The organism is Streptomyces sp. JL2001, from assembly GCF_050917515.1.
Taxonomy (GTDB): domain Bacteria; phylum Actinomycetota; class Actinomycetes; order Streptomycetales; family Streptomycetaceae; genus Streptomyces.
Genome location: NZ_CP169421.1, coordinates 7,592,500 through 7,617,827 on the forward strand (window position 1 = coordinate 7,592,500; position 25,328 = coordinate 7,617,827).

The 25,328-nt window shown below is 71.1% G+C and carries 27 protein-coding genes and 1 pseudogene; 12 read left to right on the forward strand and 16 right to left on the reverse strand.

Annotated features, from left to right (window positions below):
• Positions 1-132: 132 nt before the first annotated feature.
• The gene (locus ACE1OA_RS34070) at positions 133-417 is read right to left on the reverse strand and encodes a hypothetical protein (RefSeq protein ID WP_432753935.1); all 285 of its coding nucleotides are present in this window, start codon (positions 415-417) and stop codon (positions 133-135) included.
• 294 nt (positions 418-711) lie between these two features.
• Here ACE1OA_RS34070 and ACE1OA_RS34075 point away from each other — a divergent pair, with 294 nt between their 5' ends.
• Positions 712-1,302 carry an SMI1/KNR4 family protein gene (locus ACE1OA_RS34075; protein WP_384872351.1) on the forward strand — a complete coding sequence of 197 codons (591 nt, stop codon included), beginning with the start codon at positions 712-714 and terminating at the stop codon, positions 1,300-1,302.
• A gap of 24 nt (positions 1,303-1,326) precedes the next feature.
• On the opposite strand, the gene ACE1OA_RS34080 is transcribed toward ACE1OA_RS34075, so the two are convergent.
• The 3 genes from ACE1OA_RS34080 to ACE1OA_RS34090 all read right to left on the reverse strand — a co-directional run bounded on the left by ACE1OA_RS34080 (position 1,327) and on the right by ACE1OA_RS34090 (position 3,664).
• Positions 1,327-2,058, reverse strand: a complete 732-nt coding sequence (locus ACE1OA_RS34080) for an ATP-grasp domain-containing protein (protein WP_432754126.1) — start codon at positions 2,056-2,058, stop codon at positions 1,327-1,329.
• A gap of 205 nt (positions 2,059-2,263) precedes the next feature.
• Complete coding sequence (locus ACE1OA_RS34085) at positions 2,264-2,404, reverse strand: hypothetical protein (RefSeq protein ID WP_384872348.1); 141 nt, start codon at positions 2,402-2,404, stop codon at positions 2,264-2,266.
• Positions 2,405-2,731: 327 nt separating this feature from the next.
• On the reverse strand, positions 2,732-3,664 hold the full coding sequence (locus tag ACE1OA_RS34090) for an MBL fold metallo-hydrolase (protein ID WP_356776809.1): 933 nt from the start codon (positions 3,662-3,664) through the stop codon (positions 2,732-2,734).
• A 105-nt stretch (positions 3,665-3,769) separates the two neighbouring features.
• On the opposite strand from ACE1OA_RS34090, the gene ACE1OA_RS34095 reads away from it, so the two are divergent.
• Positions 3,770-4,783, forward strand: a complete 1,014-nt coding sequence (locus ACE1OA_RS34095; RefSeq protein ID WP_384872344.1) for an AraC family transcriptional regulator — start codon at positions 3,770-3,772, stop codon at positions 4,781-4,783.
• A 31-nt stretch (positions 4,784-4,814) separates the two neighbouring features.
• Here ACE1OA_RS34095 and ACE1OA_RS34100 read toward each other — a convergent pair whose 3' ends face one another.
• Positions 4,815-5,855, reverse strand: a complete 1,041-nt coding sequence (locus ACE1OA_RS34100; RefSeq protein ID WP_356607818.1) for a vWA domain-containing protein — start codon at positions 5,853-5,855, stop codon at positions 4,815-4,817.
• A 375-nt stretch (positions 5,856-6,230) separates the two neighbouring features.
• Positions 6,231-6,827, reverse strand: a complete 597-nt coding sequence (locus tag ACE1OA_RS34105) for a TetR/AcrR family transcriptional regulator (protein WP_384872341.1) — start codon at positions 6,825-6,827, stop codon at positions 6,231-6,233.
• Between the two features lie 63 nt (positions 6,828-6,890).
• Between ACE1OA_RS34105 and ACE1OA_RS34110 the strand changes: the two genes are divergently transcribed.
• On the forward strand, positions 6,891-7,784 hold the full coding sequence (locus ACE1OA_RS34110) for an NAD(P)H-binding protein (RefSeq protein ID WP_432753936.1): 894 nt from the start codon (positions 6,891-6,893) through the stop codon (positions 7,782-7,784).
• 167 nt (positions 7,785-7,951) lie between these two features.
• Here the strand turns inward: ACE1OA_RS34110 and ACE1OA_RS34115 are convergent, their stop codons facing one another.
• Positions 7,952-8,752, reverse strand: coding sequence for a maleylpyruvate isomerase family mycothiol-dependent enzyme (locus ACE1OA_RS34115; protein WP_384872335.1), 801 nt, complete (start codon positions 8,750-8,752; stop codon positions 7,952-7,954).
• A gap of 242 nt (positions 8,753-8,994) precedes the next feature.
• Between ACE1OA_RS34115 and ACE1OA_RS34120 the strand changes: the two genes are divergently transcribed.
• Positions 8,995-9,603 carry a YdcF family protein gene (locus ACE1OA_RS34120; RefSeq protein WP_432753937.1) on the forward strand — a complete coding sequence of 203 codons (609 nt, stop codon included), beginning with the start codon at positions 8,995-8,997 and terminating at the stop codon, positions 9,601-9,603.
• 101 nt (positions 9,604-9,704) lie between these two features.
• Here ACE1OA_RS34120 and ACE1OA_RS34125 read toward each other — a convergent pair whose 3' ends face one another.
• The 4 genes from ACE1OA_RS34125 to ACE1OA_RS34140 form a co-directional block, all read right to left on the reverse strand.
• Positions 9,705-10,223 (reverse strand): AAA family ATPase, encoded by a 519-nt coding sequence (locus ACE1OA_RS34125; RefSeq protein ID WP_356607808.1) that lies wholly within the window; start codon positions 10,221-10,223, stop codon positions 9,705-9,707.
• 66 nt (positions 10,224-10,289) lie between these two features.
• Complete coding sequence (locus tag ACE1OA_RS34130; protein WP_432753938.1) at positions 10,290-11,141, reverse strand: universal stress protein; 852 nt, start codon at positions 11,139-11,141, stop codon at positions 10,290-10,292.
• Positions 11,142-11,366: 225 nt separating this feature from the next.
• Positions 11,367-11,873: a DinB family protein gene (locus tag ACE1OA_RS34135; protein WP_432753939.1), complete on the reverse strand. Its 507-nt coding sequence runs from the start codon at positions 11,871-11,873 to the stop codon at positions 11,367-11,369.
• 59 nt (positions 11,874-11,932) lie between these two features.
• Positions 11,933-12,739, reverse strand: coding sequence for a hypothetical protein (locus ACE1OA_RS34140; RefSeq protein WP_432753940.1), 807 nt, complete (start codon positions 12,737-12,739; stop codon positions 11,933-11,935).
• 272 nt (positions 12,740-13,011) lie between these two features.
• Between ACE1OA_RS34140 and ACE1OA_RS34145 the strand changes: the two genes are divergently transcribed.
• A complete protein-coding gene (locus tag ACE1OA_RS34145; RefSeq protein WP_432753941.1) occupies positions 13,012-13,668 on the forward strand; it encodes a hypothetical protein in 657 nt (218 codons plus the stop codon).
• 163 nt (positions 13,669-13,831) lie between these two features.
• On the opposite strand, the gene ACE1OA_RS34150 is transcribed toward ACE1OA_RS34145, so the two are convergent.
• Positions 13,832-14,572: a class I SAM-dependent methyltransferase gene (locus ACE1OA_RS34150; RefSeq protein ID WP_432753942.1), complete on the reverse strand. Its 741-nt coding sequence runs from the start codon at positions 14,570-14,572 to the stop codon at positions 13,832-13,834.
• A 122-nt stretch (positions 14,573-14,694) separates the two neighbouring features.
• On the opposite strand from ACE1OA_RS34150, the pseudogene ACE1OA_RS34155 reads away from it, so the two are divergent.
• A pseudogene (locus ACE1OA_RS34155) lies at positions 14,695-15,240 on the forward strand (LacI family DNA-binding transcriptional regulator); the annotation flags it as partial.
• 36 nt (positions 15,241-15,276) lie between these two features.
• On the opposite strand, the gene ACE1OA_RS34160 reads toward ACE1OA_RS34155, so the two are convergent.
• Entirely contained in the window at positions 15,277-16,587 is a 1,311-nt protein-coding gene (locus ACE1OA_RS34160; protein WP_432753943.1) for an ROK family protein, read from the reverse strand.
• A 183-nt stretch (positions 16,588-16,770) separates the two neighbouring features.
• Here ACE1OA_RS34160 and ACE1OA_RS34165 point away from each other — a divergent pair, with 183 nt between their 5' ends.
• The 4 genes from ACE1OA_RS34165 (at position 16,771) to ACE1OA_RS34180 (ending at position 21,428) form a co-directional block, all read left to right on the forward strand.
• The gene (locus tag ACE1OA_RS34165) at positions 16,771-18,084 is read left to right on the forward strand and encodes an extracellular solute-binding protein (protein WP_356607794.1); all 1,314 of its coding nucleotides are present in this window, start codon (positions 16,771-16,773) and stop codon (positions 18,082-18,084) included.
• 11 nt (positions 18,085-18,095) lie between these two features.
• Positions 18,096-19,088 (forward strand): carbohydrate ABC transporter permease, encoded by a 993-nt coding sequence (locus ACE1OA_RS34170; protein WP_432753944.1) that lies wholly within the window; start codon positions 18,096-18,098, stop codon positions 19,086-19,088.
• Between the two features lie 73 nt (positions 19,089-19,161).
• Positions 19,162-20,001 (forward strand): carbohydrate ABC transporter permease, encoded by an 840-nt coding sequence (locus tag ACE1OA_RS34175; protein WP_356777953.1) that lies wholly within the window; start codon positions 19,162-19,164, stop codon positions 19,999-20,001.
• A gap of 35 nt (positions 20,002-20,036) precedes the next feature.
• On the forward strand, positions 20,037-21,428 hold the full coding sequence (locus ACE1OA_RS34180) for a GH1 family beta-glucosidase (RefSeq protein WP_432753945.1): 1,392 nt from the start codon (positions 20,037-20,039) through the stop codon (positions 21,426-21,428).
• A 186-nt stretch (positions 21,429-21,614) separates the two neighbouring features.
• Here ACE1OA_RS34180 and ACE1OA_RS34185 read toward each other — a convergent pair whose 3' ends face one another.
• A complete protein-coding gene (locus ACE1OA_RS34185) occupies positions 21,615-22,124 on the reverse strand; it encodes a LysE family translocator (protein ID WP_432754127.1) in 510 nt (169 codons plus the stop codon).
• On the opposite strand from ACE1OA_RS34185, the gene ACE1OA_RS34190 reads away from it, so the two are divergent.
• On the forward strand, positions 22,053-22,472 hold the full coding sequence (locus ACE1OA_RS34190; RefSeq protein ID WP_386540689.1) for an Lrp/AsnC family transcriptional regulator: 420 nt from the start codon (positions 22,053-22,055) through the stop codon (positions 22,470-22,472). The genes ACE1OA_RS34185 and ACE1OA_RS34190 overlap by 72 nt on opposite strands.
• Positions 22,473-22,628: 156 nt before the next feature.
• On the opposite strand, the gene ACE1OA_RS34195 is transcribed toward ACE1OA_RS34190, so the two are convergent.
• Together ACE1OA_RS34195 and ACE1OA_RS34200 are read right to left on the reverse strand one after the other, a co-directional pair.
• Positions 22,629-23,441 carry a hypothetical protein gene (locus ACE1OA_RS34195; RefSeq protein WP_386540654.1) on the reverse strand — a complete coding sequence of 271 codons (813 nt, stop codon included), beginning with the start codon at positions 23,439-23,441 and terminating at the stop codon, positions 22,629-22,631.
• 516 nt (positions 23,442-23,957) lie between these two features.
• Positions 23,958-24,662: a hypothetical protein gene (locus ACE1OA_RS34200; RefSeq protein WP_432753946.1), complete on the reverse strand. Its 705-nt coding sequence runs from the start codon at positions 24,660-24,662 to the stop codon at positions 23,958-23,960.
• 252 nt (positions 24,663-24,914) lie between these two features.
• Between ACE1OA_RS34200 and ACE1OA_RS34205 the strand changes: the two genes are divergently transcribed.
• Positions 24,915-25,232: a WhiB family transcriptional regulator gene (locus ACE1OA_RS34205; protein ID WP_432753947.1), complete on the forward strand. Its 318-nt coding sequence runs from the start codon at positions 24,915-24,917 to the stop codon at positions 25,230-25,232.
• The last annotated feature ends 96 nt before the right edge of the window (positions 25,233-25,328 follow it).

Consider the following 25,328-nt stretch of genomic DNA (forward strand, 5'->3'; position numbering starts at 1 on the left):
GGGGCGCGGTCCGGGTCGGGGCGTGGGGCCGTACGTCAGGGTCCGGCCACCGGACCGTGCGTCGGGCCGCGTGGCGCGCCCGGGCTGCGGCCGCCCGACGTCCGGCCGGAGAGCTCGCGCGACGCAGGGTCGTCACGCGGAAGCCAGCACCTCCCCGGCCATGACCTGAGGCGGGTTGGGGAGCAGTGACGCGAGGTTGTCGCGTACGAAGTCCGCCGCTCTCGTGATCGATTCCTCGGCACCGGCCTGGTTCTGGAAGACGCTGGTCGAGACCATCACTCCGTCCCCGGCGTCGAACCAGTAGTACGCCACGAAACCGGAGACCTGGCGCATGAGCGGCACGAAGCCCTCGTTCACGAGGCGTCCCGCCTCGGCGGGATCGATCACCCCTTCGTACCGCCGGACTGCTGCGTACATGGCCGAGCTCCTCACGGGGGATCAGGGTTCTTCTCGAGGGGACGTCGTACCCCGCTCGACAGCGGTCCGGCGCATGAGGCGTGGGTAATCACCTGAAGGGCCGTTCTCCGGTGATCCGAACGGCGGCTCCCGATCCGGACACTCGCCCGTGCGCCCGCCGGTCGCGGTCGCATCGGGCGCAGCCCCCTGGGCGCCCGCCGAGGCGGACCTGGCCGCGTTCGTCGACGACTCCGCGCGGACCGGGGAGCCGAACGATTCCGGCACCGTCGTCCGGGCCCCGCTTCGGGATCTTGCATGATGGCCGCCATGAACACGGAAACATGCGACCCGGCCGAGCTGGCCATCCTCCGCGAGATCTTCGCGTCGCACCCCGAGGCGGTGCCGCCGGCCGGCTGGGAGACGGTGCGGTCCTTCGAAGCGGAGCACGGCATCGTGCTCCCGGAGCCCTATCGCACGTTCGTGGCGGAGATATGCGACGGACTGCGCGCCGGACCGCCCTACTACGGGCTGCTGCCCCTCGCGCACACGCCCCCCGACTGGGGCTCGGACCGCCCCGAACGCCTGCCGGCCGAGCCCTTCCCCCTCACGGCGGCATGGCTGTGGGAAGCGGACGACGACGAGTCGGCGCTGACGGTGGAGGAGTTCGAGGCCCGGACTGGCCCCGTGTTCGACCACGGCTCGCTGCTGCTGGGCACCGACGGCTGCGGCATGTACTGGCATTTGATCGTCACCGGGCCGCAGCGTGGTCACGTCTGGCAGATCGCCGGCGAGGGCGCGATGCCCTTCGGTCCCCAGTCACCCGACGCCCTGATGCCCGGCACCCCTGGCTTCACGGGCTGGGTGACCCACTGGGCCCAGGGGCGTGCCTGGTTCCCGGATGCCTGAGGGGTCGGCTTGACACCCCTCGGTTCAGTGCCGCGCGAACGGCAGATCCCGTTCGCGCACCTGCTCGCGCGGGCCCGCCGCCCGCAGCACCACGTCCAGGACCCGTGCCGGGTCGGCGGCATAGGCGTGGGAGAACCATGCCATGTTGGCCTCCACCACGGCCCACCGGTGGCCCGGGCGGTACGGGTCGAGTAGCTGTCCGACGTCCACGACCACGGCGCTCGGCAGGGTGGGCCCGGCCGCGGCGACCAGGCCGTCGACGAAGTCGGCGATCTCCCCGCTGATGGCCGCACGCCGGTCGAGCGGGCGGGGGTCGAGCCGCCCGTACACCGCGTATCGGCTGCCCGCGGCGATGCGCCCGTCAAGGAGGAACAGCCGGTACTCGGCGGCGAAGGTCACCACCTCGGAGAGCAGCACCGGCGTGGCCGGGTCCAGATCGGCGGGGAACCGGGAGCCATCGGCGTAGACGTCCGCCGGGAAGGACTTGTCCCGTGGCGGTTTGACGAACGTCGGCCGGTCGATCGCCCATGCGTCGGCGACGGTTGCCGCACGGACCTCCCGCCCGGTGAACTCCTCCGGGAGCTTTGCAAGCCAGTCGTCCGAGGGTTCGAGCAACGCGAACCCGAGCCGTCCTGCCAACCGCGCCCCCGCCACCGGCCCGCCGTACCAGTACGCCGGTCCCACCGACGCGCCGGTCTCCTCCGCCGCCAGGACCATCATCCCCCGCCGCGCCGCCTCAGCGGCCAGCAGCTCCATCGTCGACGTCCGCCGCCCCGGCATGACCAGCACCGCAACCCTCCTCACGACACGCGAAACCGCCACGCTAGACCCGCCCCGTCCCAGCCGCACTCGAGTATCCGGCCCCGTGGAAGCACGAGCGGCACGCGGTCGCGCTCGGCACAACCTGCTCGACCTCGAAGACACCCCATGGCGCGCGCCGCGGTGTCCATGGCGCGCCCCGTCATTCGGTGACGCGGACCGCGAGTGCCGGGGGGATGGCCGCCGCGCGGCGCGCGGGCCCGATCGTGGCCAGGAGCGACGCGACGAAGGTGGCCGCGGCCAAGGCCAGGATGCTGGTCCATTCGACCGGGAAACCTCCCATCGACGGGTCGCCATGAGGCCCATCCAGCGGCCTGGGCCGCAGCGGTCCGGCTCGGTGTCCGGCGTCGTGGTCGCCCGGGCGCATCGCCGGGCGACCGTGGCGTTCGGGCCCCCGTCACGGGGACGGCGAGGCCCCGGGGGCCACCCGTTCCGCTCCACGACCGACCGGCCCCCCCTCGGGGGCCGGTCGGCCCTCTGCACGGAGTCCCGGGCAGGGCGGGGTGGGACTCCTTGGCGGGCGCCCGGCAGGCCGTGGCGGAGGACGTTCGGCCCCCCCGTCCGCCCGGAACGGGCCGGGCGGCCGACCCGGCACCCGTCGGCTCCCCCCTCACCCCGTGCCGAACGCCGCCCAACGCGCCAGGCCGAAGCCCTTCCCCTCCCGGCGCACTTCGGCGGCACCGGCCCCGCCGAAGTGCGCGGGCACGACCAGCTCCCTTTCGTCGGCGGCGCGTTCGAGGATCCGCAGGCGGCTGGCCGCCGCCCGGTGCACGTCCAGGCAGAAGCAACTGCCGTGGGAGGGATCGAGGATCTGTACGGGGCTGTGCACGAGGTCCCCGACGAAGACCGCCCTGTCCCCGCCCGACGCGAGTCGCAGGACCGCGGAGCCTGGCGTATGGCCGGGCGCCGACTCCAGGACGAGGTTCTCGTCGATGCGGTGGGACCCGTCCCACAGGTCGATCAGGCCCGCCCGGTGCACGGGCGCGACGCTGTCCTCGTAGACCAGCCGGTCCTCCTCCTGGAGCCCGCCGCCGTACGCGTTCCCCGGGCCGAAGTGGAAGTCGTCGGCCGCCGGGACCAGGTAGCGGGCGTTCGGGAACGTCGGCACCCAGGCGCCGTCCTCCCCGTCCGTACCGTCGGCGGCACGGGTGTTCCAGCCGACGTGGTCGGCGTGCACATGGGTGTTCACGACGACGTCGACCTCCTCGGGACGGACGCCCACCCGCTCGAGGAGGCCCAGGAAGTCCCCCTGCCGCCGGTGGAAGTGCGGCGAGTGGGGCCGTTCACGCCCGTTGCCGACGCCCGTGTCGACCAGGACGGTCCGGCCGCCGCTGCGCAGCACCCAGGTCTGCAGCGCCATGACCGCGCTGTCGGTGTCCGGCGCCCAGTGGTCCGGCGCGAGCCACTCCTCGTTCGCCCTCCACACCTCGGCCCCGGCGTCGGGGACGAGGCCGCGGGCCGGGCCGAACGGCCCCTGCCACTCGACGATCCGGGTGATCTCGACGTTCCCCAGGACGATGCTCGGTGCAATCTCGTTGGTCATGACACCGACCCTAGGGAGGGGTGGTTGAGCCGCTCAATGCTCACAAGGCTCCCCTCGATGCGCGAGACGCTCACCGCCGCGACCGGGGCGGATACGCTACCGCCCATGGACGTGGTCAGCGACGCGATCTTCGCCGTCCGCACCGGGCGGCCCTCCTCCGACCGCGTACGGGTGGGCGGACGCTGGTGCGCGCGGCTCGATCCGTACGACGGCGCCGGGTTCCACATCGTGCTCCAGGGCAGTTGCTGGCTGCTGCCCGACGGCGGCGCGCCGGTCGTGCTCGGCCCCGGGGACGTGGTGCTGCTGCCGCACGGAACGGGGCACGTCCTCGCCGACGCGCCCGCCGACCCGGCGACCGTCGCGCGGGCGGTGCCGTTCGGACCGTGGCGGGACGGCAGTCTGCCGCGCCCGGCCCTGCCCGTCTCCCGAGAGCGAGAGGTGGAGATGCTCTGCGGCAAGTACCGGCTCGACCGCGATCACGTGCACCCGCTCCTCGCGGAGCTGCCCTCCGTCGTCCACCTGCCGAACCGCGCCGGCGCGCACCCCGAACTCCGCGCCGCCGTCGAGCTGCTGGGCGGTGAGCTGGACGAGCTGCGGCCCGGCTCGGGCATCGCGCTGCCCGGCCTGCTCGATCTGCTGCTCGTCTACGCGATCCGCTCCTGGCTGGCCGAGAGCACGGCCGGAGCCTGGCCGGCAGTCCTGGGCGACCCGGTGACCGCCGCCGCGCTGCGCGCATTGCACTCCGACCCGGCAGCCCCGTGGACCACCGACCGGCTCGCGGCCGAGGCGGGCGTCTCCCGGCCCACGCTGGCCCGCCGCTTCACCACGCTGGTCGGCAGGCCCCCGATGGCGTACCTGACGTGGTGGCGGCTGACCCGCGCCGCCGCCCTGCTCCGGGAGACCGAGGCTCCGCTGGCGAGCGTCGCCCGGCGGGTGGGCTACAGCTCGCCGTACGCCCTCTCGCACGCCTTCCGGCGCGAGTTCGGCACGACGCCGGGGCGTTACCGGGCGACGGGCGGGGACCCGGTGGCGGACGGGTCCCGGCGGCATCACCCACGACACGGTCCACGCGGTCGTGACGAGGCCGGGGCGGGTCCCGCAACTCAGGCCCGCCCATGACCTCTTGGGGCGCCGGCCAGGCTCGGCACCCCTACGGCATGAGCAGAAGCCGTGTCTGGGGGACGAGCTTCCGGTTCACGCTGGTGCTCTGCACGAAGATCGTGAAGTCGTCGTTGTGGTCCGGCTTGACGCGCACTTCCGTGTCCGGCAGGCCGAGCAGCGCCCGGGCCTCGGGTCCCGTGTACACCCGGTCGGTCTTCTTCTCCAGTACGGCGATCTGCTTCCGTGCCTGGATCTTCTCCGACTTGCTCAACTGGTAGAACGCCCCACCGGTCCGGTACGTGTGCCCGCTCTCGACGACCCAGTCCCGGATCGCCGCGGCCCGGGCCACCGGGAGCAGCTGGTACGTCGACGGATCCACCGGGGTCAGGCCGGCCGCCTCGATGGCCTCCTTGTTGACCGCCTCCCCGCCCGTGGAGAACACCGCCCGCGATCCCCGGATACCCTGACTACGCCCGACCATGAACTTCTCGGTGGCCTCCTGGATGACCTGGCCGGCCTCCTCCAGCCCCTGCGTGCTCGTCGCGTCCCAGATCGCGATGTTGTCCTTCGGGAACCCGCACTGCGTGGCCTCACGCTTGCCCATCTGATCCGGCACCAGGACGGCCAGCGTCCAGTTGTCGCCCTGCGTCTCGATCATCTCGGCCACGGCCCGGACCAGTACGCGCGGATCCTTGGAGGGCGCGTCCGGAGAGCGGTGGCTCGCGTTCTCCTGTCCGTCGGTCAGCACGAACGTCAGGAAGCTGTGGTCACCGTACAGTTGCGCGGTCTGCGCCAGCTCCCGCTGGGACTTCAGCGCGGCCGCCAGCAGGGCCGTCATCCCACCGGCCCGGTACAGCTGCCCCAACGACGGCATCCGCAGCACGTCCTTGTCGTAGATGGCGCACTCCACCTTGTCGGCGAAGACGTACACCGTGACGCGGGTCTCCTGATCGAGCTCCCTCGAACGACGGGCAAGGTACGCGATCTGCTGGTCGGCGACCTCGACGACCTTGCGGCTCAGGTGCGACATCGACGAACTGGCGTCCAGCACAAGAGCGACGTGATTGATGTAGTTCTGACTTCCGGACATGGAGAACTCCCCCTCGTTTCCGACCGGATGTTCCGACCCGATGCACCTACCGTCTCACCCGGCACTGACAATCGATCATGACCGGCGGCCGCCCCGAGGGACGGTCCCACTCGGTCGGAGCCCGGCCGGCGAGGCTCTGTCCGTCTCCTCGAGGGCCCGGCCGCTCAGAGCCGTTCGGAGTGCCGGTGCGCTCCGCCCGTGGAGGAGCGCACCGCGCGCTCAGGGACATGCACCGGGGCGTGCCGGCCGGGCTGACCAGCGCACCGGCCGGGCCCGGACGAAGGAGGTGAAGCCGCCGCACCCACGGAGGCGGCAAGGCCGGGCCCCGCGGCACGCGAGTACCGGGCCGCGGAGCCTTCCGGCACCGGTCGTGCGTCAGCGCAGTCGGTCGAAGGCCTGGTCGACGTCGGCCACGGCCTCGGGGTGGACGTCGCGGGCGGTACGGCCGTCGGCGATCTTCTGCCAGTTGGCCCGGGCGAGTACCCGTTGAACCGCGAGTACCTGGGCGGCTCGCAAGCGTGCCTGAATGCCTTCGCCGAGGGCGTCCGCCAGTGCCTCCTCGTCCTCGAGCTGGTACCGCGTGAGTCGCCCCGCCAGGCTCGGTGTGGTGAAGACCAGCCGATGGAAGGCCACCACCTCGGGGTGGTCGTTGAGGCCGGTGACCGGATCGTGGCGATCGAGGCCGGCCCGGAAGTGCCGGTGCAGCGCCGCCATCGGCTGGATGCCGGGCCCGCGGTCGCGTACGACGCGCGCCGCCTCGCCCTGGTGGTCCGCGAACCGGTGCAGCACCAGGTCTTCCTTGGTGGGGAAGTACCGGAAGAGGGTCGGTTTGGACACCTCGGCCGCCGCGGCGACGTCGTTGACCGAGACACGGTCGAAGCCGCGCTCCAGGAACAGCGACACGGCCGCGTCGCCGATGGCGTCGCGCGTCCGCTCCTTCTTGCGGGCCCGCAGCCCCGTCGGCTCGCTCATCTGCCCAGCGTAACATTCATGACCGGGTTGCTTTTTTAACCGAGTAACGTTTTTATGGGCGGCATGAACCAGACAGACATCCCTCCCGTGCTCGTGACCGGGGCGACGGGCCGGATCGGCCGCTTCGTCATCGACCAACTCCTCGACGAGGGCGTGCCGGTCCGCGCCCTCACCCATCGATCCGAGGCGGCGGGGACGCTGCCGGCGAACGTCGAGGTCTTCACCGGCGACCTCACCGTGCCCGAGTCTCTCGACCCCGCGCTGAAGGGCGCCGGTGCGGTCTTCCTCGTCTGGACCGCCCCGTCTCCGACCACCGCGGCGGTCGTCGAGCGGCTGGCGGCCCACGTGCGACGGATCGTCTTCCTCTCCTCCCCGCACCGGACGCCGCACCCCTTCTTCCAGCAGCCCAACCCCATGGCGGCGCTGCACGCCGGCATCGAGGAGCTCATCGCGGCCACCGGGGTGGAGTCGGCGATCATCCGGCCGGGCATGCTGGCGTCGAACTCGCTGGCCTGGTGGGCGCCCGCGATCCGGGCCGGCGACGTCGTCCGGTGGCCGTACGCCGCTGCCGAGACGGCACCGGTCGACGACCGTGACGTCGCGGCCGTCGCGGCGCGGACGCTCTACCAGGACGGGCACGTCGGAGGCGACTACGTTCTCACCGGCCCCGAATCGCTGACCCAGGCCGCGCAGGTGAGCGTCATCGGTGACGCCCTGGGCCGCCGGATCGTGTGCGAGGAGATGACGCCGGACGAGTTCCGGAGCCTGTCGAGGGGTACGGCGCCCGACTCGGTCATCGAGATGCTGCTCGCCGCGTGGAGCGCGGCGGTCGGGCAGCCCGCGTACGTCACCACCACGGTGGCCGACATCCTCGGGACAGCGCCGCGAACGCTTCGCCAGTGGGCGACCGACCACGCCACGGCGTTCACGGAGGCGCCGCAGCCTCATCGACCGTGACTCGCCCGCCGGGGGATGCTCCGGACTCCCCGGTGACCGGCCGGGGACGGCGGGTGCGATGGGGCTCGACTCGGGGGTCGCGGGTTCGAGCCCGGTGCCGCGCGACGAACCCGGCGAAGAGTCGTGTCCTACCGGCTCGAGGCGCGGCCAACCGCCCCCGCTACGTCCTACTTCTCCTCCGGCTCCCAGGCGCGGAGCAGGTCGAGCAGCCCTGCGTCTCCGTCAACGTGCAAGGAGTCGGCCTGGATCCGGTCGTACAGGTAGAGGACCAGCTCACTGGCCGTTCCGTGGACGGACGCGCCGGCTGCGTCCGAGTCTTCGCCGGTCGCGGCGGTGGGAGCGGGGATGCGGGTGATGCGTGCGCCGTCGCCGTCGACGGTGAGGCGCCAGGAGCGGCCCTCGGCGGCGTGGAAGTCGAAGGCCGTGGGCTTGTGCGGCCAGGCACTCGGCGTTGCGCAGACGGTGAACAGGAACTCCTCCACACCGTCGAGTGCCAGCTCGACCGGCAGCGGCTGCGGGGAGCCCCCGGCGAGCTGGGCGTCGTAGGTGTGCACCGCGGTCTCCTGGACCCGGTGCCGGGCGGTGCCGCCGGCGGTCTGCGGTGACTGCGACGCGGGCCACCACGTCCAGCAACCGCTCTCCGGTCCCGCCGCGCGCAGGGCACCCAGCAGAAGCTGCGTCGACGCCTCCAGCCAGGCCAGCAGGGCCTCACGCTCCTGCGGCACTTCCAGCGCGGCGCGCGCGGCGACGGCCTCGGCCGGGGGAGCGTCGGCAGACCCCGCGCCGACGATGGCGGCCCAGAAACGGTCTCCCCCACCCAGGTGCTTCACCAGATCGAACAGCGTCCACCCGGGGCAGGTCGGCACCTGCGCGTCGAGACCGGGCGCGGCGGCGACCACGGCGCGGAAGGCGGTCGACCGTTCATCGATCAGTCGCAACAGGTCAGGGAACTCAAGATTCTTTTCCACTCCGGGTGTCTATCACCGTGCTCCGGTGATCGGACAGCGCTTTTCACAGTCCCCGCCGGTCGGCCATTGCAGACGTCCTCGCCCCACCGCTCGGGTGACAAGCTGCGCACTGCTGCGAGGACGCCGGTGGTGGCGGTACGCCAGGCGTCGTGCCTGTGGGTGCTCCGGCCTCGCCGTGCGGCCGGGCACCTCGGCGACGACTCTTCAAGTCCGGAACAACAAAGGCCACTTAGAGTCGACCCATGCGACGAAGGACAGGACTGGCCATCGCCGGGGCTGCGACCCTGGCCTGGGGCGAGTGGTTGAACTGGCGCTGGTCTCGAGCTCTCGTGGGGAGCGGCGGGAGCGCCGGGAGCGGTGCCGAAGCCGTGGTCGTGTTGGGTTACCGGAACCCGCAAGCGGCGGCGAACGTCATCAACCGCTGGCGGGTACGTGCCGGCATCCGTTCCCTCACCACTGACAGTGCGCGTGCCACGCGCGTGATCTTCACCGGCGGTGCGATCGGCAACGGTGCTGCGGAGGCCCAGTTGATGGCCGACTACGCCACGTCGGTGCTCAAGTTCGACGGCACGGTGCTCCTCGAAGACCGAAGCAGGACGACCTGGGAGAACATCACCAACGTGATCCCCCTGCTCGAGGACGTCGATCGCATCAAGATCGTCTCCCAGCCGGCCCACGCGCTCAAGGCCCGCGTGTACCTGCGGAGACAGCGTCCTGATCTTGCTGAGAGCCTCGTGCGCGGGCATGACTACCGCCCTGGCGAGTGGGTGGTGGTCAAACCGCTGCTGGCTCTGTACGGACTGTGGACACTCCGCGGCCTCAAGGCCGAGGCGCGGAAGCCCTCGCGGTAGATGCCGCGACTCCGGCCGAACCGCCCCCACACCCCCGGATCGCCACTCCCGGAGTGATCCGATCACCTCGGAGATCATCTCGTGAGGAGTCCTCGGAGCAGTCACGCGAACGACGGCCACCGGTCGGCAGCCCACTCCCGCCAGCCCCCGGAGGGTGGGCCGGAGGCCGCGCGGCCAGCCAGTTCCGCCGCGTCGGGCTCCTCGAAGTGCGCCCGCCCTCGCAGGATGTCGGTCTCGGTCATCGGGAACGTCTCCCGTGCGGCGGTCGCCCAGCGATGGGCGATCCGGGCGCGCTGGGTCTCCTCGTCCACGGGCAGGTAGATCATGCGGAAGCACGCGTCCTCGGCCTCCACCAACCAACGGATCGCGGAGCGTTCGTCCCGCGACCAACAGCCGAAGTCCACCACGACGTCGGTGCCCAGCTTCACCGCCTCCAAGGCCAGCCAGAGCATGCGCCCCTCCAGCACGTCGCGCTTCCCGTCCGGCTCCGCCTCACCGAACAGGGGAAGCATCCAGTCGTCGGGAGTCAGGCGCAGCGCGCCGTGCTCACCGGCGAGCTGCCGGGCCCTCGTGGTCTTTCCGGCCCCTGGCAGGCCGACCATCAGGAACAACGTGGTCACACCCGGATCGTGTCAGGTGAGCCGGACAAGCGGCCACCCCTTTGTCCGCCCCGAGGACGTCGTCCGTCAGGTGTGCGGCACGACGGCCACAGGACAGTCGGCGTGGTGGATCACCGCGTGGGTGACGGATCCGATGCGTGAGCCCTTTGCCGCCCTGCGCCGCCCGACGACCACGAGACGCGCGTCCGACGCCGTCTCGACGAGGTGCTCGGCCGGCCGGCCCGGAGCGGCCACCTCGTCCACCTCCACCGTCGGGAACCTGTCCCGGAAGGGCGCTACCGCCTCGGAGAGCGCCGAAGCCGTCTCGGCGTCGTCGGCCGCTGCGTGGTGGGGGAGGAACGAGTGGTGCCAGGTGTGCACGATCTGCAGCGGGACGCCGTGCCGCCCGGCGAAGTCGAATGCGAACGCGAGGAGCTCTTCCTTCACATCGCTCACATCGAGTCCGAGGACCACCTTGCGGGGGCCGCTGCCGCCGGCGGCCACGGTGTCGTCGGCTCCGTACCCAGGGCGCACCAGCACGACCGGATTCTTCGCCTCCGCGACGACTTCCTGTCCCACCGAACCGACCATGAAGCCGCGGACACTGCCGAGCCCGTGCGACCCCACCACCAGCAACTCCGCCTCCGAGGCGGCAGCCAGCAGCACGTTGGCGGGAGCGTCCTCGATCTCCTCCGCGGTCATGACGACGTCCGGCCGCCGGGCCCGGACCCGCTGCTCGGTCGCGGCGAGCAGCCCTTCCGCGGCGCCGGCGCGGTCCTCGTGCGACACCTTCATCGCCGCCACCTGATGCGGCGCCCAGCGGGTGGCGTACACGAGCCGCAGGCCGTCACCGCGGAGCGCCGCCTCGTCGGCGGCCCAGGCCACCGCCGCCGCACTACCTTCGGAGCCGTCCACTCCCACAGTGACAGGTCGTGACATGCCGTTCTCCTCGCCTCGGGCTGCAGTCAATTGCCGTCACAAGGAGGCGCCCATGGGCATCCATTTGCGCGAGGACACCTGGTCAAGAAGCTAGCGAGTGGCAGAATCACCGCGGTGCATCGTGTTCGGCGACGCCGCCGAAGTGCCCCGTCTGGCGGACATCACGGGGGCGGTCCGCATGCGCCTACCGTTCGCGGAACGCGCGAGATCGAGCGAGGCAGTGCGTCACCGGCCGACGGAACCGTCGGCCTGCTCACGGAGGATGTCGGCGTGACCGGCATGGCGAGCCGTCTCTTCGACCATGTGCACCAGCACCCACCGCATCGATCGCACGGTGCCCGCTTTGCCTGCCGCCCGGGCACACGGACGGCTCAGGTCGTCGCAGCGCTCGATGATCTCGTTGGACCGTTCGATGGCACTGCGATAGGCAGCGAGGAGACGGTCCGCGCTGTCCCCCTCGGAGAGATCCATGCCGAAGTCCGGATGCTCGACATCGGCACCCTCGAAGGCCCAGGCGAACCAGTAGAGCTCGGCCGCCGTCAGGTGCTTGACCAGGCCCAGAACGCTGGTGCCAGAAGGTACTCCGGGCGTTCGCCCCTGCTCGTCGTCGAGGCCCTGGACCGTGACGGCCACTGCTTCGCGGACGTAGTTCAAGAACGCCAGCAATGTCGACTTCTCGTCGGAGGCACTGTCGGGAGGGCCTATGTCGCGGTGTTGTTGTGTCTCCGTCACCGGATCACACTAGCTCGATCCACTTTCGGAATACTCCCTGAACGGTGTTGCAGGAAGCATCAGCGATCCCCAACCGGACAGACACATCCGATCGCCCGGACAGGAGCTAGCTGACGGGCGGCTTCCTCCCGGTCCTCCTGCGCCGCGTAGGTGCGCAGCTCATCGATGCGATCGTGCCGTATCAACAGGCCGGCCAGCGGGTCACGATTGTTGACCACAGTGCCGTACGCGCGCAGCAGTTCGATCGCCTCGTCCGTACGGCCCTGTCTCTCACGAACCTCCGCCAGCAGAGTTGCTGCGTTGGACGGCTCGGGATTCCGCGCCGCGCACTCCACGCCGCCGCACCGCACGCAGGAACGCCCCGGCGCGATCCGGGCCGCCAGCAGCGCCGCGATCTCCTCGTCCCGGTCCAGCCCGCCACCCACCTCGACCAGAGCCTCGGCAAGGAACCAGTCCGCGAGGTGCGGCACAAGCAGCGCGCAGGCCTCGTCGGCCCGTCCGTGCCGGGCGAGCCGCAGCGCCAGATCGCGCAGCGCGAACCGCTCCCCGGACTGTGCGAAAGGACGGACGAGAGCAAGGGCTTCATCGCCCCGGCCGGCCGCCTCCGGCAGCCGGGCGGTCTCGGCGGCCGCGGTCCACCAGCCCGTCTCGACGTACGGGGACAGCACGCCGAGGGCCTCGTCCAGCTCGCCCTGGTCAGCCAGTCGGCGCGCCCACGCGCGGGCGCAGAACCAGTCACCGTCCTCGGCCACGGCTTGAGCGTGCACGACGGCGGCGTGACCGAGGTCGAGCAGACGGTCGACGAGATCGGGCGGTATGCACTCGTCGCGCATCCGGGTCCGGAGGTCGAGTACGGCGGCGTCCATGGGCGCAATCTAACGGTCGCCCGGCCGAGCGGCGCCCGCCAGGACTGAGCGGCCGGGAACCACACCTGCCGGTACCCGGGAAGGGAGCCGACCGGGGCGGACCGGTCCAGGTCACCGGCGCGGAGCCCGAGCGAGACGACACAGAACGCACAGGCAGTCCAACTCACCGAACCGCTCGTCTGCTCCTGCCCCCGGTGAACCTACCCGGCCACAGCACTGGATCCTTGGAAGCCGGAAGGGGTTGCCCTCTTCCCTCGCGATACGGTGCTGCGATGTCTCGATCAGCCGAAACCGGATCAGTGTCGTCTCCCGTCACCGCGGACGACGTCGACCTTGCCGTGCGGCTCGCCGTGCGCGTCCTTCGGGACGCACCCCCGGAGGGGTGGGACGGTAGGGCCGGTTCGCTTGACTGGGACTGCTGGGAGACCGCCGAGCACCTCGCCAACGACCTTCTCTACTACGCGGTGCAGCTGGGGCCGCAGAGCCCACCGCTGGACACCCATGTGCCCATCGCGTTGAGCCGGAAGAGGCCGGGCGGACCCCCGGTCTTCCTCTTCGCGGACCGTGACGCGGGTCCAGCCGGCCTGCTGCAGGTGCTGGAGGCGTGCGGCGCGCTGCTGGTCGCCATGGTGCGCACCACGTCGCCCCGGGTCCGCGCCCACCACGCCGCCGGGGTGTCGGACCCCGAAGGCTTCGCGGCGCTGGCGCTCCAAGAGACGCTGGTACACATGCACGATCTGGCGGAAGGCCTCGGGCTTGCCTGGACCCCGCCCTCCGCTCTCTGCTCACGGGTGCTCGCCCGGCTGTTTCCCGAGGCTCCGGGCGGCACGGATCCCTGGCTCACCCTGCTGTGGGCGACCGGCCGCGCCGAACTGCCGGGACACCCCCGTCTCGCCCAGTGGCGCTCGGACAGCACACCGCGGTCATAGGAGCGGATCGGCCTCGGCCAGGCCGATGATCGTGCCCCTACCGCGGGAGAGCACACCGGGCCACCCGTCCCGACGGGCGCCCCGGCGCCCCGGCGGACCCATGCGGGCACGGAACCGGGGCGTGTCTGCGAGGGGATGCCTTCACGTCTCGGCGCGGCGGAACTCACGGTTTGTGGGTGACCCAGAGCAGCTCCGCCGGCCAGCGGTGTGCCCAGTCGGGTGGGTCGGTTTCGTTGTAGCCGTTGGGTGTTCCCCGTTCGGGCCGCGGCTCGATGAGGTCGTCGATGACGAGACCCGCGCCGCGCAGGACCTTGACCCAGTCGCCGTAGGTGAGCTGGTAGCTGGTCGCGCCGTCGCCCTCGGCGATGGTGTTCAGCCCGAAGTAGTCCTTCTGCAGCGTCGTGGTCACGCGGCCGGCGGCTTCGTCGTAGCAAGCTTCGAACCATGGGCTGGCGACGTTGAACACCAGGCGCCCGCCTCGGCGCAAGACGCGTGCGGCCTGTGGGACGGCCAGGTGCGGGGGCGCCCAGCTGAGCCCACCGAAGTCGCAGAACACCAGGTCGAAGCTGTCGGCGGCGAAGGGGAGTCGTTCGGCGGCGCCTTGCACCAGCGGGTAGCGGGCCGCTCCCATCGCGTGGCCCGCTGCGGCGAGTTGGGCTTCGGACAGGTCGAGCCCGACCACGGTGGCGCCCTCGGCGGCAAGCGCCCTGGACCACTGCCCGGCGCCGCAGCCGAGTTCGAGGACGCGCTTGCCGGTGACGTCGCCCAGGGCGCCCAGGTGCGCGTCGGGGATGGAGTACATGCCCCACAGCCGGGGCGCGGCGCCGATTTGGGGGTCGTGCTGGTGCTGGTAGGCGCTGCTGATCCGGTTCCAGAGCCGCCGGTTGGCGGGGATGCTGTCCACGTGCCGACTTCAGCACTGCCCGCCGGGGACGGTCAACACGATTCGGGCACCGGCCGGTCCTCGCCCAGGTCCTGTCCGGCCCTCGCCTCGGCCCTCGCCCAGGTCCTGGCTCGGCCCATGATCCGCCGCACCCGTTGCCGGTGAGCTACGTCGACATGGACCACTACCAGGGCGGGCGGCTGGCCGCCGAACACCTCCTGGCCCGCGGCTGCCGGTACCCCGCGGCGATCAGCGCGCCGCAGGATCTTCCGGCCGGCCGTGACAGGCTCGCCGGCTTCCGTGACGCCCTGGCTCGTGCGGGCCGGGGCCCGGCGCCGGTCGTCGAGGGCAGGTTCACCCTCGACAGCGGTGCCGCAGCCATGATCCGTCTGCTTGAGGGGCACCCGGATACCGACGGCGTGTTCGTGGCCAACGACCTGATGGCCCAAGGGGCTTGTCAGATCCTGCGGGAGCAGGGACGACGCGTGCCCGATGACGTGGCCGTGGTCGGTTTCGACGACTCCACCATCGCGGTCACCTGCCGGCCGCCGCTGACCACCGTGCGTCAGCCGGTCGAGAAGATGGCCGCCGCGATGGCGGAATTGCTGGCCGGCCATCTGCAAGGGGCCGGGAGCGGGCCTGCGCGCGTGCTCTTCGACCCTGAACTCGTCGTGCGTGAGTCGGCCTGACGAGACGACGTCACCGGGCAGCGCCCCACGGCGCCTTCATTGTGCCGCCCGTTCCCGGAGCGAGGTCTGCCACGCCGGCGTCGCCTCCTCGATCCTCGGCGGCTCCCGGCGGCCGCCCTTGTCGAAGAAGTCGGCGAGCGGCAGGATCGCCGCCCCGACGGTGACCGCGTCCGGTCCGAGGGCGCCGAGCTCGACGCTCACGTGGGAGGCGGGGTGGGAGAGGGCGTACAGGGTGGCGTAATCCCTGACACTGTCGAGGAACCGGGTACCGAGCTGAAGGCCCGCCCATCCTCCGACGAGGATCCGCTCGGGCTGGAAGAGGTTGATCAGGTCGGCGAAGCCGGCGCCGAGGTACTCGGCGGTCTCCTCCAGGACGGCGAGCGCGGTCCCGTCGACCTCCGCCCCGGGGCCCGGCGGGTAGGCGGAGGCGAGCAGCGCGGTCAGGGCCGTCTCCTCATCCGCGTCGGCCGGAGGGAGGCCGCCTGCTTCCCGCCAGCGCTCCAGGAGCGCTTCCGCTCCGGCGTAGGCCTCCAGGCAGCCCTGGGCGCCGCAGCGGCAACGGCGCCCCCGGACCCGGACTTTCAGATGTCCCCACTCGACGGCCCGGGCGGATCGCAGGTCGTCGCTGACGACGCACGCGCCGACTCCGGAGCCGAAGAGCACCACGACGGCGCTGCTCGCGCCGCGTCCGGCGCCGAACCACATCTCGGCCTGGCCGAGGGTCTTGGCGCCGTTGTCGATGAAGTACGGCACCGACTGCGGCAGCGGCACGGACGCGCGCAGCAACCGTTCCAGCGGCACGGCGTCCCAGCAGATCGTCTGTCCGTGCACCACCGCGCCGTCCTCCGGTGTCCGGGCGACGATGCCGGGGACTCCCACGCCCACGCCGAGCAGCTGCTCGGGCTCGACCCCCGCCTGCCGGACGACCTCCTCGATGCCGTCACGTACGTGCGCGACCACGACGGCGACGTCGTAACGGCTCTCTCTCAGCGGCCCGTTCACGGTGAGCGGCTTCTCCGTGCGCGCGAGCTCGGTGAGGGCCAGATCGAAGAGCTCGACCCGGACCCGCGTCTCACCGATGTCGACGCCGATCATGCAGGCGCTGTCCTGGCGGATGCGCAGGAGCGTGCGGGGCCGGCCGCCGGCGGAGTCCACGCTGCCGGCCTCCTCCACCAGGCCGTCCGCGACCAGTTCCGCAACCACGTTGCTGACAGACCCCGAGCTGAGGCCCGTGACCGGCCCGAGCGAGAAGCGACTCAGAGGCCCGTCGAAATACAACCGTTGCAAAACCGCCGTGCGGTTCTCCCTCCGCAGGTCACGCACGGTACGACCGCTGCGCACTCTCACCGGACACCCTCTTCCCTCGGCCCTACGCGCAACATACAGCTGCGGCACCCCTTGACGCGACCTTCTCCCGAGGTTTAACTCACATCCTAAATTAAGCCGAGAGCCCGGTGGTTGCCTCATGCGGGACGCAGCTTCCCCACCCCTCTCGGCTTCCGCCATCCCCTGATAAGGACTCGTGGACCCATGCGCAGAATCAGAGCCGCGGCTGTCGGTGCCGTCACCCTCTCCCTCGTCCTCACGGCGGCTGCCTGCGGCGGTTCCACGGGTGGATCGGGGTCCGACAAGCAGCCCAAGACCCTCACCTACTGGGCCTCCAACCAGGGCGCCAGCATCGAGGTCGACAAGAAGGTCCTGCAGCCCGAGCTCGACCGGTTCGAGAAGCAGACGGGCATCAAGGTGAAGCTGGAGGTCGTGCCCTGGGCGGACCTGCTCAACCGGATCCTCACCGCGGCCACCTCCGGCCAGGGCCCCGACGTCCTCAACATCGGCAACACCTGGAGCGCCTCCCTGCAGTCCACCGGCGCGCTGCTGCCGTGGGACGCGAAGAACTTCGAGGCCATCGGCGGCAAGGACCGCTTCGTCGAGTCGGCCCTCGGCTCCACCGGCGTCCAGGCGCAGGACCCGGCCGCCGTCCCGCTCTACTCCATGGCGTACGCGCTCTACTACAACAAGAAGATGTTCAAGGACGCCGGCATCGAGAAGCCGCCGGCCACCTGGGACGAACTGATCGCCACCGGCCAGAAGCTGACGAAGGACGGCAAGGCCGCCATCGGCGTCGAGGGCGCCAACCTCTCGAACAACATCCACCAGGTCTTCGTCCTCGGCAAGCAGCACGGAGCCGACTTCTTCACCGCCGACGGCAAGGCCGACTTCACCTCCGACAGCGCGGTGGCCGCCGTCAAGCAGTACGTCGACCTCATGGCCACCCACAAGATCGTCGCCCCCGGCAACGCCGAGTACGCCCAGAACCAGTCCCTCAGCGACTTCGCCAAGGACAAGACCGCGATGGTCCTGTGGCAGACCGCGTCCGCCACGTTCAAGGCGCAGGGCATGAACGACGACGAGTGGGGAGTGGCCCCCGCTCCGGTCCCGTCGGGCGAGCCCGGCGCGGGCAAGCAGACCAACTCCATGGTCGCCGGCATCAACCTGGCCGTCTTCAAGAACACCAAGAACCTCGACGGCGCGATGAAGTTCGTGAAGTTCATGACCAGCGACGAAGAGCAGAAGACCCTCAACAAGGCCTACGGCTCCATACCCCCGGTCAAGACCGCCCAGCAGGACCCCGCGTTCAGCGACCCGGCCCTGGCAGTCCTCCGGGACACCCTCGCCACCAGCGCCTCCGCCCTGCCGCAGGTCCCGGAGGAGTCGCAGTTCGAGACGGTCGTCGGCACCGCGGTCAAGGAACTGTTCGCCGACGCCGCCGCCGGCCGCGCGGTCACCACGGAGTCCGTGAAGGCCAAGCTCGAAAAGGCCCAGCAGCAGATGCCCAAGAAGTAGGCCACCCCACCATGACCGAAACCGCCGTCGCTCACCCGACCGAGCCGGCGGTGCGCAAGGCCGCACCCGGAGAGGCGCGCCCCCCGCGCCGCTCCGGGCGTCGCCGCGTCGCACTGCCCTACCTGCTGCTCCTGCCCGCCCTGATCCTCGAACTCCTCGTCCACCTCGTGCCGATGCTCATGGGCATCACCATGAGCTTCCGGGAACTGACCCAGTTCTACATCCGGAACTGGAGCGAGGCTCCCTGGTCGGGTCTCGACAACTACACCGTCGCGATCGACTTCGACGCCCCCGTCGGCCAGGCGCTCCTCACGTCCTTCCTGACCACGTGCCTGTTCACCGTGCTGTCCGTGGGGTTGTGCTGGCTCCTCGGCACGGCCGCCGCGGTCTTCCTCCAGGAGAACTTCCGGGGCCGCGGCTTCCTGCGGACCCTTTTCCTGGTCCCGTACGCGCTGCCCGTCTACGCCGCCGTCATCACCTGGGCCTTCATGTTCCAGCGGGACAACGGCCTCATCAACCACGTCCTCCACGACCAGCTCGGCATCGGCGACACTCCCGCCTTCTGGCTCATCGGGGACAACAGCTTCTGGGCCCTGCTGATCGTCTCGGTGTGGAAGGGCTGGCCCTTCGCCTTCCTCACCGTCATGGCCGGCCTGCAGAACATCCCCCGGGACATGTACGAGGCGGCCGCGCTCGACGGGGCAGGCGTGTGGAAGCAGATCCGGCACATCACCCTGCCGTCGCTGCGCTCCATCAACCAGGTTCTCGTGCTCGTCCTGTTCCTGTGGACGTTCAACGACTTCAACACGCCGTTCGTGCTCTTCGGCAAGGCGGCGCCCGAGGCCGCCGACCTGGTCTCGGTCCACATCTACCAGTCGTCCTTCCAGACGTGGAACTTCGGCACCGGCTCGGCCATGTCCGTGCTGCTGCTGCTCTTCCTCCTCGTCGTCACGGGCGTCTACCTCCTGCTCACCAGCCGCGGAAGGAAGGCCACCGATGCCTGAGCACGCACGCGGGCACCGGACCGCCCGGTCCCCGATGACCGCACCCCGGTCCCCGAAGGCCGCGCGCTCCCCGATGGCGGCGCCCCGCTCGTTCCTCTGGACGCGGCGGATCTTCCTCACCCTGCTCACCGCGTTCGTGGTGCTGCCGGTGTACGTGATGATCTCCAGTTCCCTGAAACCCCTCGAGGACGTGTCGGGGAAGTTCGAGTGGATCCCCTCCGGGCTCACGCTCCGCCCGTACGTCGACATCTGGGAGACCGTCCCGCTCGCCGACTACTTCGTGAACTCGATCGTCGTCGCGGGCGCGGCCACGGTGTTCTCGGTGATGGTCGCGATCTTCGCCGCGTACGCCGTCAGCCGCTACTCCTTCCGCGGCAAGCGGGTCTTCACGGTGACGGTCCTCTCCACCCAGATGTTCCCCGGCATCCTCTTCCTGCTGCCGCTCTTCCTCATCTACGTCAACATCGGCAACGCCACCGGCATCGCCCTCTTCGGCTCCCGCGAGGGCCTGATCCTCACCTATCTGACCTTCTCGCTGCCGTTCTCCATCTGGATGCTGACCGGTTACTTCGACTCCATCCCGCGCGAGTTGGACGAGGCCGCCAAGGTCGACGGCTGCGGGCCGATCAGCGCGCTGTTCCGCGTCATCGTCCCGGCCGCGTCGCCCGGCATCATCGCCGTCGCCGTCTACGCCTTCATGACCGCCTGGGGCGAGGTCCTCTTCGCCTCCGTCATGACCGACGAGACCACCCGCACCCTCGCCGTCGGCCTCCAGGGGTACGCCACCCAGAACGACGTCTACTGGAACCAGGTGATGGCCGCCTCCCTGGTGGTGAGCGTCCCCGTCGTCGTCGGCTTCCTGCTCCTCCAGCGCTACCTCGTCGCCGGCCTCACCGCGGGTGCGGTCAAGTGACGTCCCTCCGCACACCGATCACGAAGAGGTTCCCTGTGTCCGAATCCACCGACTCCGCCACCCCGCTCGACCTGGAGGCCTTCCCTCCGGACTTCACCTGGGGCACGGCGACCTCCGCCTACCAGATCGAGGGCGCCGTGGCCGAGGACGGCCGGGCCCCGTCCATCTGGGACACCTTCTCGCGCGTCCCCGGCGCCATCGACAACGGCGACCACGGCGACACCGCCTGCGACCACTACCACCACTGGCCCGAGGACATCGCCCTGATGAAGGGCTTCGGCACCGACGCCTACCGGCTGTCCATCGCCTGGCCGCGCGTCCTCCCCGGCGGCGACGGCCCCGTCAACGCCGCGGGGCTCGACTTCTACGACCGTCTGATCGACGCCCTCCTCGACGCCGGGATCCACCCCTCCGTCACCCTGTACCACTGGGACCTCCCGCAGGCCCTCCAGGACCGGGTCCGGGACAGCCACGGCGGCTGGACCGAGCGCGCCACCGCCGAACACCTCGCCGCGTACGCCTCCGTCGTCGCCGAACGCCTCGGCGACCGGGTCACCCAGTGGGCCACCCTCAACGAGCCGCTCTGCTCGGGCTGGATCGGCCATCTCGAAGGCCGGATGGCCCCCGGCCTGAGCGACCTCACGGCCGCCGTCCGCGCCTCGTACCACCTCCTCCTCGGCCACGGCCTCGCCACCCAGGCCATCCGTGCCGCCGCCCCCGGGGCCCAGGTCGGCCTGGTCACCAACCACTCCACCGTCGAGGCGGCCTCCACCCGGCCCGAGGACGTCGCCGCCGCCGCCCGCGCGGACGGCCACACCAACCGCTGGTGGCTCGACCCGGTCCACGGCCGCGGGTTCCCCGCCGACATGCGCGAGCTGTACGGGGTGGAACTCCCCGAGAAGCCGGGCGACCTGGAGACCATCGCCGCACCGCTCGACTGGCACGGCCTCAACTACTACTTCCCGGTCACCGTCGCCGACGACCCGTCGGGCCCGGTCCCGTACGCCCGCGAGGTACGCCTCCCCGACGTGCCCCGCACCGGCATGGACTGGCAGATCGACGCGGGCGGCCTGGAGTCCTTCCTGCTGCGGCTCACCGAGGACTACGGCGTGCGGAAGCTCTACGTCACCGAGAACGGCTCGGCCTTCCCCGACACCGTCGGCCCCGACGGCGCCGTCCACGACCCGGAGCGCACCCACTACCTGGAGCAGCACCTCGCGGCCTGCGCCCGCGCCGTGCGCAAGGGCGCCCCGCTCGCCGGCTACTACGCCTGGTCCCTGCTCGACAACTTCGAGTGGGCCTACGGCTACGACAAGCGCTTCGGCCTCGTCCACGTCGACTACGCGACGCAGCAGCGGACCGTGAAGACGAGCGGACGCCGGTACGCGGACATCATCCGCGCCCACCGGGAGACGACCGCCGGCTGACCGGAACGCGTCATGAGTTCCCGGAACCCGCCCCGGCAACCTCCCGGGGCGGGTTCCGGGACCGGCGGGCACGGCACTGTCCCGGAGTCCGTGAGGAAGGCCCTTCGCGACAAGCGAGGCAGACGGCGACGTTGCCGAGCCGGCCACCGAGGTTCATCGCGGCAGGCGCGAGTTCGTCGGGAGTCCTCAGCCGGCCAGGCGTTCCACCAGCAGGAGGGCGCCGATGGCGATCATCATGACACCGCTGATACGGGTGACGACCCGGGCGGCCGAAGGCCGGGTGCCCAGCACCGTGCGGGCCAGCACCCCGACGGCCAGGTAGACGACGGCGCACGCGGTCAGGTGCATCGTTCTGAGCAGACCGGTCTGCGCGGCGACCGGCCAGCCCGTGGCCGAGTCGATGAACTGCGGGAACAACGAGAAGTAGAGCAGCAGTGCCTTCGGGTTCAGTCCGCTGATCCCGATTCCCTTGAGCATCGCCTGCAAGCGGGAGGTGTCCGCGCTCTCTCCGGTCGCCGCCGGAACGGTCGGCTGCCGGAGGACGCCCCAGCCGAGCCACAGCAGGTAGCCGGCCCCCGCCACGGTCAGTGCGGTGAGCGCGGCCGGGGAACTCGTCTTACCGAGCTGCAGGTCGACGGCCGCCTGACGATCACCGAGCTGGCTGCTCGCGTGCAGCTCAGCGTCTCGCCCTGCCACCGCCGGCTGCGCGACCTCGAACGCGAGGGTGCTATCCGCGGCTACCGCGCCGTCGTCGACCCGGCTGCCGTCGGCCTGACGTTCGAGGCCCTCGTCTTCGCCACTCTGCGCTGGGAGAGCCCCGAGACCGTCACCGCCTTCGAAGAGGCCGTGGCCGCTGTCCCGCACGTGCTGCAGGCTCAGCGCCCGTTCGGCGAGCCCGACTACCTCCTCCGGGGCGAGACTGCCGACCTGGCCGCGTTCCAGCAGCTCTATGACCAGCAACTCGCCCGGCTCCCGGGCGTCCAGCGCCTGACATCCACCCTTGTCATGAAGAACGTCGTCCAGGACCGACCGCTGCCCGAATAGCCGCCTCCCGACGACAACGGGGGAGATGGCGTCTCGGGACGCCGGGAGCCCGGCAAGATCGACAAGATGCTCCCTGGTGACCTGAGTCGGAGATCCGCCGGGGGAGCCTCGGGACCAGGGCGGGTCCAAGCGACCCTCGACCCGAGGCCCTGTGGATCAGCCCTTCAGCCGGCACTCTGCCAGCCCGTCGAGGCCCGTCGGAGGTGCGCCGCCCTCCCGGCTGATCGCGATCTCGATGCGATCGATCACCGCCTTCCGCTTGTTGCCGAGCGGACCGAGGATGGCGTTGTCGACGAAGTTCGGGCCGCCCTCGCCCTGGGAACGGGCCAGCCGGTCGTTGGCGGCACCGATCTCCCGTGCGAGCGCCGCGAGTTCACGGTCGACCTGGCCTCTCGCCCCGACCGGGATGTCGCTCGGCAACCTGCTCGCCACGTCCGGGCAGTCGACGGTGGAAGCAGCTCCCGCCCCGGGCTCACCCTGGGACTCCTCCTGGCCTCCGCTCTCGGTGTCGCTCTCGGTGTCGCCCCGCCCGGCACCGCGCCCGAGCCCGCAGGGCGCGAACCTCTCCAGCCCCTCGGGCTTCTCGGCGACCCGACCGATGGCCGTCTCGATACGGTCCAGGGCAGCCGTTCGCTTGTCCTCCAGCGGCCCGAGGATCGCGTTCCGCACGAAGTTCGGGCCGCCCTCGCCCTGGGACCGCGCCAAGCGGGAGTTGGCTTCCGTGAGCTGTTCGTCCAGCAGCTCCAGATTCCTGGTGACCTCGTCCTGCGCCGCGGCCGGTATCTCCGGCAGCCCTTCGACGGACGGGCAGACGATGCTCTGCGCACCGGCGGCACGGGTCTGGTCGCCGCTCTGCCCGGCGAAGGCGCCGGCCGCGGCGAGGGTGCCGGCGATCACGCCGGCGCCGACCACGCCCACTCCGGCGATTCGGTACGCGCGGTACTTTCCCCTGGCTCGTTTGCGTGTCATGACGTCCTCTGTCTCCTGCGGCGGCCGTCGGACCCCTCCTCGGAGATGCCGCCGACCCCCGCCGCGGGTGCCGGCGCCCCCGGTACCCCTGCCAGCAGGTCTCCCAGGCATACGGAGCGGGAACGATGAACGTTCAATCTCGCTGCCCCGCTGTTTCGGCAACGGATACCCGCGCCTCCCTGCCGGGCGCCCACGCGCGGGGCGTGGTCCCGTCCGAGCGGGCCGAGGAGCGGAAGGCCCGGCTCGGGCGGCTGACCGGCCGGGGGCGCCGCCCGGCTCATCGGGCTTCTGGTGCCGACCCCCTGCGGCCTCCCTCTCTCAAACTCCGGCCAGGGCCGGCTAGGGCGTGTTGCGAAAGTACCGACGTCCGCCCGAAGGGCGGGCCTCGCGGCGTCTGGTGCGTGCGATCGCAAGGCGGAGGGTCGCCCTCGTACTGGGCGTACTCGGACGATCCCGACAACGCGGCGAGCGTGCGTGCCAGGCGTCGCGAGGCAGGCGGGACTTTCGCAACACGCCCTAGACCGGCTGGGCGTCCTTCGCTTCGGTGGCGGGAGCCGTCGAGGCCGCGGGCCAGGTGTAGAGGACCACGCCCTGGCGGTTGTCCTTCTCGAGCCTGTCCTGTGCGACGAGCTTCGTCAGAGCGTTGCGGACCACCTGCTCCGACGTCACACGCCGGGGGTGCGCCGTCTCCAGTTCGGCACGGATCTCGGCGACCTTCTTGGGTTCGCCGGGCTGCTGGGAGAGGAGCCCGGCGAGCAGTTCGCCGAGGGTGGGGCCCTGCGACTTGATGGTCTTCTTGGCCACCGCCTCGGCAGGTTCCGGCTTCTTCGCGGGCGCGGTCTTCCGTGCTCCGGTCTTCTTCGCCGGAGCGGGCTTTGCCGCCGCCTTGCTCGCGGTGCGCTTCGACGCGGTGGTCTTCTTCGCCGGGGGCGCACTGCTCGCGGTCCTCTCCGTCCGTGGCTGCGGCACGGCCGCTTCCTCTCGCGGGTCAGGGGCCGGGACGGCGACGCCCGCCGGCTGGTCGGCGGCCGGTGATGACACCTGGACACCCTCCGATGAAGGCAGGGACTCCAGGGTGCTGGCCAGCCATTTCTCTTCCTGGCGCAGCTGGTTCAGGCGCGCGGTGAGGGTTGCCTGCTCGGTTTGGTTGGCCGCCAGGTCGGCGGCAAGCTGCTCGGCGTACTTGGTCCGGATCGGGGGATTGACCGGCTCGTCGGCCACGACAGCCACGCTCCTTCAAGGGGATGGGTGTTGTCCGCCGGATGCTACTCGCCGCACCTGTGCAGGTGAGGCAGCCCCGGGATACACCACCCTCACGAGTACCGCCCCGTGGCAGGGTTCGAGCCACCCCGTGCGCCCGGCGGGAGAACCCTGCTGGTCCTGTGAGAGGTTGACGGACCGTCCAGGCAGCCATCGAACGGCATAGGCTCGCGGCCTGGAGGGGGCACGGACCCGACGGGGAGGACAGACGCTGTGGAGAAGAACGACCACTGGTCCGAGGAGGCGAACTGCCGGACAGCGGACCCGGAAGACTTGTTCGGCCCGAGTGCGGACCAGAAGCGGGCCAAGAGCGTGTGCAACGGCTGCGTCGCGCGGATCGACTGCCTGGCGGAAGCGCTGGACAACCGGATCGAGTTCGGCGTCTGGGGCGGCATGACCGAACGCGAGCGCCGAGCGCTCCTTCGCCGCAGGCCCCGTGTCATCTCCTGGCGCCATGTCCTCAAGAAGGCCGACCCCGTACTGCCCGCTGCCCACCAGGATGAAGCGCGGGTTGCCCACGTGCGCGCGTGACCGGCCTCACCAGAGAGCTGAGCAGGGCGCGGGCCCGCCCGCCAAGTCCCCGCGTCGGGAACCTCGGGAGGGACGGGATGGCGGTCCCACGCTCCG